This is a genomic window from Ornithinimicrobium sp. (assembly GCF_030537745.1).
In the GTDB taxonomy this organism is placed as follows: domain Bacteria; phylum Actinomycetota; class Actinomycetes; order Actinomycetales; family Dermatophilaceae; genus Ornithinicoccus.
In genome coordinates, this window is sequence record NZ_JAUNVI010000040.1 from 1 (window position 1) to 5,662 (window position 5,662).

The 5,662-nt window shown below is 65.5% G+C and carries 5 protein-coding genes; all 5 read right to left on the reverse strand.

From position 1 onward, the window contains the following. Window positions 1-44: 44 nt before the first annotated feature. The 5 genes from Q4P07_RS09565 to Q4P07_RS09585 all read right to left on the reverse strand — a co-directional run bounded on the left by Q4P07_RS09565 (window position 45) and on the right by Q4P07_RS09585 (window position 5,590). Complete coding sequence (locus tag Q4P07_RS09565) at window positions 45-794, reverse strand: succinate dehydrogenase/fumarate reductase iron-sulfur subunit (RefSeq protein WP_303374687.1); 750 nt, start codon at window positions 792-794, stop codon at window positions 45-47. Further along, entirely contained in the window at window positions 791-2,758 is a 1,968-nt protein-coding gene (locus Q4P07_RS09570; RefSeq protein ID WP_303374688.1) for a fumarate reductase/succinate dehydrogenase flavoprotein subunit, read from the reverse strand. Before Q4P07_RS09570 ends, Q4P07_RS09565 begins: the two co-directional genes overlap by 4 nt. Then, window positions 2,755-3,552, reverse strand: coding sequence for a succinate dehydrogenase cytochrome b subunit (locus Q4P07_RS09575; RefSeq protein ID WP_303374689.1), 798 nt, complete (start codon window positions 3,550-3,552; stop codon window positions 2,755-2,757). Before Q4P07_RS09575 ends, Q4P07_RS09570 begins: the two co-directional genes overlap by 4 nt. 108 nt (window positions 3,553-3,660) lie before the next feature. Then, a complete protein-coding gene (locus Q4P07_RS09580; protein ID WP_303374690.1) occupies window positions 3,661-4,716 on the reverse strand; it encodes a zinc-dependent alcohol dehydrogenase family protein in 1,056 nt (351 codons plus the stop codon). A 172-nt stretch (window positions 4,717-4,888) separates the two neighbouring features. Next, window positions 4,889-5,590 carry an RDD family protein gene (locus Q4P07_RS09585; RefSeq protein ID WP_303374691.1) on the reverse strand — a complete coding sequence of 234 codons (702 nt, stop codon included), beginning with the start codon at window positions 5,588-5,590 and terminating at the stop codon, window positions 4,889-4,891. Between the last annotated feature and the right edge of the window lie 72 nt (window positions 5,591-5,662).

The window sequence follows — 5,662 nt, forward strand, 5'->3', positions numbered from 1 at the left end:
TCGGTGATCTGAGCGATTTCCTCGCGTTTGAGGAACCGCGCCGCTTAGTTGTCCTTGCGCCGAAGGAGGCTGCGTAGGGCCTCCTTGTTGACCGCTGCGATAGCGGTGAGCGGGATGTTGGCGGGGCACACCTGGGCACACTCACCGTAGAGCGAGCATGGGCCAAAGTCTTGCTCCATCTCGCCGATCATGGCCCGAGCACGGTGGCCACGCGCGAGCGTGCCGGTAGGCAGCAGGGAAAGGTGGGCGAGTTTGGCGCCGACGAAGAGGTGGGCGGAGCCGTTCGGGCACGCTGCGACGCATGCGCCGCAGCCGATGCACGCGGCCATGTCGAGCGCCCTCTCAGCCTGCTCGTGGCTGACCGGCAGCGCGCCGGCGGGCAGTGCCGCGCCGCCGGGGACGCCCACATACCCGCCGGCGGTGATAACCCGGTCCAATGCGGAGCGGTCGACGACGAGGTCTCGGATCACCGGGTAGGTGGCAGAGCGCAGGGGTTCGAGGCGGATGCGTCGGCCGTCCTCGTAGCCCGACAGGCGTTGGTGGCACGAGGGAGTGTTCCGCTGAGGACCGTGCGGCTGGCCGTCGACGGTGATCCCGCACGCGCCGCAAATGCCTTCGCGGCAGTCGGACTCGAACGCCACCGGGTCCCGGCCCTCCTCGACAAGCTGATCATTGAGGCGGTCAAGCAGTTCGAGGATAGACATCTCGGGGGCCGCGTCATCGACTGTATGGGTCTCATAGTGCCCAGGACCCAAGGGATTCTCTTGGCGCCAGACGTCGAGAATGAGTTTCACGTGTAATCCCTTGTCTCAAGGGGCACAGCCTCGAAGGTGAACGGCTCGTGGTGCCGCACCAACTGGCCGGCAGTCACCTGCCAGGCCGAGGCGAACGCCCACTGCTTGTCGTCACGGGCCGCCTCACCCTCGACCTGGTGCTCGCTGCGGAAGTGCGCTCCGCAGGACTCTTCGCGGTCCAGGGCATCGACGCACATGAGTTCGGCGAGCTCCAGGTAGTCCGCGACCCGCCCTGCGTGCTCCAGCTCCTGGTTGAGTCGATCGCTGGTGCCCACCACCCGGAGTTCGGTCCAGAACCTCTCGCGCAGCGCGTGAATCGCGGTGATCGCTGTCTGCAGCGTCTCGCGGGTGCGGATGACTCCGCAGCCGTCGTAGAGGATCTCCCCGAGGAGGCGATGAAAGTAGGCCGGGCCGTGCCTGCCGCCGACCCCCAGCAAGGCCTTGACCTGATTACGGGTGCGGTCGAGAGCTTCGAGGACCGGTGCTGAGTCGGGGTCGAGCGGGCTAGTCCCCAGCAGCGGCGCAACATAGTCCGCCACCGCGTAGGGCAGCGTGAACCAGCCGTCCACGCATGCCGAGAGCAGGGAGTTCGCGCCGAGGCGGTTAGCTCCGTGGTAGCCCCATCCGCATTCTCCGCCGACAAACAGTCCGGGCAGCGACGTCATCATGTTGTAGTCGCTCCACAGGCCGCCCATGGTGAAGTGGGCGCCCGGCGCGATACGCATCGGCACCGTGTAGGGGTCTTCGGTCGTCGCGCGCTCGTACATATCGAAGAGGTTTCCGTAGCGCTCGGCGATCGTGGCTTTGCCGAGCCGGGCGATGGCATCGTGGAAGTCGAGGTAGACGCTGTTGTGCAACGGGCCGACGCCGTGACCTGAGCGGATCTGCTCCGTCGCGGCGCGGGAGGCGACATCGCGGGGCGTGAGGTTGCCGAAGGCTGGGTACTTGCGCTCAAGGTAATAGTCGCGCTCCTCCTCCGGGATGTCGTTGGCAGCCCGCACGTCACCCGACGTGGCAGGCACCCAGATGCGCCCGTCGTTACGAAGCGACTCGCTCATCAGGATCGTCTTCGACTGCCACCGAGAACTGATAGGCAGCGCAGTGGGGTGGAATTGGATGAAGGAGGGCGAGGCGATGTGCGCGCCGTGCTGGGCAGCGCGCCAAACCGCCGACGCGTTCGAGTTCTTGGCCAGCGTGGAGTGGTAAAAGATGTTGCCGTAGCCTCCCGTGCACAGCACGACCGCGTGGGCGGTATGCGCGGTGATCTCTCCGGAGATGAGGTTGCGCATGACTACGCCACCGGCCCGCTCTCCGTCCATGACGAGATCGAGCATCTCGTGGCGCGTGCGCAGGGTGACCGTCCCGGCTGCGACTTGGCGCAAGAGTGCCTGAGCGCTGGCGATTTGCATCTGCTGGCCGGTCTGGCCACGTGCGTAGAAAGTGCGGGAGACCCGTACGCCGCCGAAAGAGCGGGTGGCCAAACTGCCGCCATACTCTCTGGCGAACGGTGCACCGATGGCGTTGAGATGGTCGATCACGCGCATCGACTCCTCGCCCAGCCGGAACGCATCGGCCTCACGCCCGCGGAAGTCGCCACCTCTGACCGTGTCGATGACGAAGCGCTCGAGAGAGTCATTGTCAAGCGCTCCCTCGCGCGCGGCGTTGACTCCGCCCTGCGCGGCGACCGAGTGCGCGCGACGGGGTGCGTCGTGGTAGGTGAAGCACTCCACCTCGTATCCAAGTTCCCCCAGTGCCGCTCCCACACCGGCACCAGCCAGCCCCGTGCCGACGACGATGACCTTCAGCTTGCGCCGGTTTGCGGGGTTGACGAGCTGGTACTCGAGTTTGCGTCGGCGCCAGGCGCTCGCCAGCGGCCCGCCTGGAACGGCAGGGTCGAGCACTCCGCCAACCTGCGCGCCGGCGACCGCCGTCGGCGGCGGCGCCCATCCCGCAGGGATGTTCACTTCAGCACCCCCATCAGCACAGCCACGGGAATGATGATGTTGCCCAGTGTCACCGTGAGCGCCACCCCTCCCGCGGCGACGTAGGCCACTGCTCGCAGGCGTCGGCCGGTGGCTCCGAGATCGCTCACCACTGTCCACAACCCGTGCGCCAGATGCAAGAACAGGGCGAGCATCGCGAGCATGTAAAAACCGGCCGCGAGCGGTCGCTGCAAACTGGCGATGAGGTTTTCGTAGGCGTGGGCTTCCTGCGGCCCTGCGGGGCGAAAAGACTCCACGGCGACGAGTGCGGTGCCAGTTGTGAGGTCGAGGACGTGGATGACGATGAAGACGAGCAGCATGATCCCGGTGAGGAGCATCGTGCGCGCTGAGAAGGATCCCAGCCGCATGCCTTTGCGCCGGTGCGGGCCACGGGAGGCCCGACCCCGGACCCAGAGCGCGCCAGCGGCCCCCACATGGGCCACGAGGCACCCGAACAGCACGATCCGGAGCATCCATAACAAGCCCTCATAGGGCAGGAAGGGCTGCAGCACCGTTCGCAGCCAATGCGCGTACTCGTTGAAGTGGGCGGCGCCAGTGAACACCTTGAGGTTGCCGATCATGTGCACGAACACGAACAGCGCGAAGAGCGCACCGGTGAGGGCCATGACGACCTTCAACGCCCAACTTGGCATCCGCGGTGGCGTGCGTATCCGGGCGACGCGGATGTGTCCCAACGCGAGCGCCTCGCGATCGGCTCCTGGCACCTGCGAACTCACGCCGGACGGCGGTTGGAAGATCACCTTTGGCGACGGCACTGCCACCTCCTGTCCTCGCGCGTCACCCTACGGCCCCCCGCGCGGGGGGCCTGCGACAAAGTCCACACGTGACAATGGGGACTCTGTCGCAGGCTCTGCGCGCCAAACTCAGCGGCTGATGGCGAGTTTCATCGCCTTGGTCTCCGCGGCACGCTCGAACGTGTCGTAGGCGTCCATGAAGTCGTCAAGCTTGAAGCGGTGGGTAACGAACTGCTCGGGCTTGAGCTTGCCCTGGGCGACGAGCTTGAGGAGCATCGGCGTGGTCGTTGCCGAGACCAGACCAGTGGTGATGGCGATGTCCTTGATCCACAGGTCCTGGAGGGGCAGGTCGACCGAAGTGCCATGCACGCCGAGGTTCGCCACCGTCCCGCCGGGACGGATGATGTCGACAGCAGCGGTGAAGGTCGCCGGGATGCCGACCGCCTCCATCGAGGTGTCCACGCCCAGACCGTCGGTCATCGCCATGACCTGGTCTTTCCAGTCGGCCTCGCCGTTGTTCACAGCATCGGTGGCACCGAATCGCTTGGCCTGCTCCAGGCGATTCTCATCCAGGTCGATGGCAATGACCCGCGAGGCTCCGTAGAGGCCGGCCGTCATCATCGCCGACAGACCCACCGGACCAGCGCCGATGACGGCGACGACGTCGCCAGGCTTGACTCGCCCGTTGCGCACGCCAATCTCGAATCCGGTGGGCAGGATGTCGGAAAGCATGATGCCCGCCTCGTCGCTCACTCCCTCTGGGAGCTTGTGCAGCGAGTTCTCGGCGAACGGGACACGCACATACTCCGCCTGGGTGCCGTCGATCAGGTGCCCGAAGATCCACCCGACTCCCTCGGCGCCCTCGGCGGCCAGACAGTGGGAGGGGAGTCGCTGCTGACAGTACGAACAGGATCCGCAGGAAGAGACACAGGAGATGATGACGCGGTCTCCGACGGAGAGACGACTCACGGCCGACCCGACCTCGGTGATGGTGCCCACTCCCTCGTGACCGAGGATGCGGCCCTCAGTCACCGCAGGGACGTCGCCCTTGAGGATGTGGAGGTCGGTGCCGCAGATGGTGGTCATGTCGACCTGGACGATGACGTCCGTGGCGTCGATGATCTGTGGGTCCGGTACCTCTTCCCACGCCTTGTTGCCGGGACCGTGGTAGACGAGTGCCTTCATGGTGAGCCTCCTGGTGTCAGTGACGCCGTCGATCGGCTTCCCCCCGCGAATGGCCCGGGAGGTCTATAATACTCGGCGCTCGATTCCACTCGGCATAGGGATCCCCCAATGTCGCGTGTTCACTGTGGAAGCGTCGTGACAGCCACTGAGGTCGTTGGGAGCTGCGCCTGAACTATTCGGTGGTGACGACCCTGGTGCCGCCCGCGAACTTGTCGTGCAAGCCCTGCTTGGTGGGGCTGGAGTTGATGCTGATCGCGATCATGATCACCACGGCGAGCCCCGCGAGCCCCGCCAGGAACTGGATGATCGATCCCAGGATCCATAGAATCCCGATGCTGACGACCGCACCGACGAAATATCCAGCCAAGGTGATGAGGTTGAAGGCGTTGCGCTTGAAGGCCTCCTGCATCGTCGGGTTTCCACCGTTCGGCCCCTCGGTGCGCAGTTTGAGGACCAGTTTGCCCAACGTCTGACCCTTATTCGCCTCCATCCAGGAGAAGTAGCCCATCACGGCGACCACGTAGACGGCCGCGGCCAGTATGCCGAACAGCCATTCACCGATGGAGCCCATCGCGCGGCCGAGGATTTGCAGAAAAACCACCACAATGGCAATGGGAACAGCCACGATGATCCCGTCCACCATCCTCGCGAGGAACCGCGTGACGAGCTCACCCGGGCGGCCGGAACCAGGGCCGGTCTGGCTCATGCCCGCGGGGCGAGGCTGCTGACCGCCACTTTCCGGCGCAAGGTCTCCCTGGGGCTGTTGGGGATATGCGTAATCCTGGGCGCCGCTCGGATTCGGCTCCGGGTGGCCCGGCGCGGGGCCGGTGCCGAAGTTGTGGTCCTGAGGTCCGGTCGTCATGATTTCCTCCACGGTAGGTAGCCACCTCGACCTTGAGACGGCATGTGACGACCTTATCGGCTGCATAATTTATATCAAGGGGTT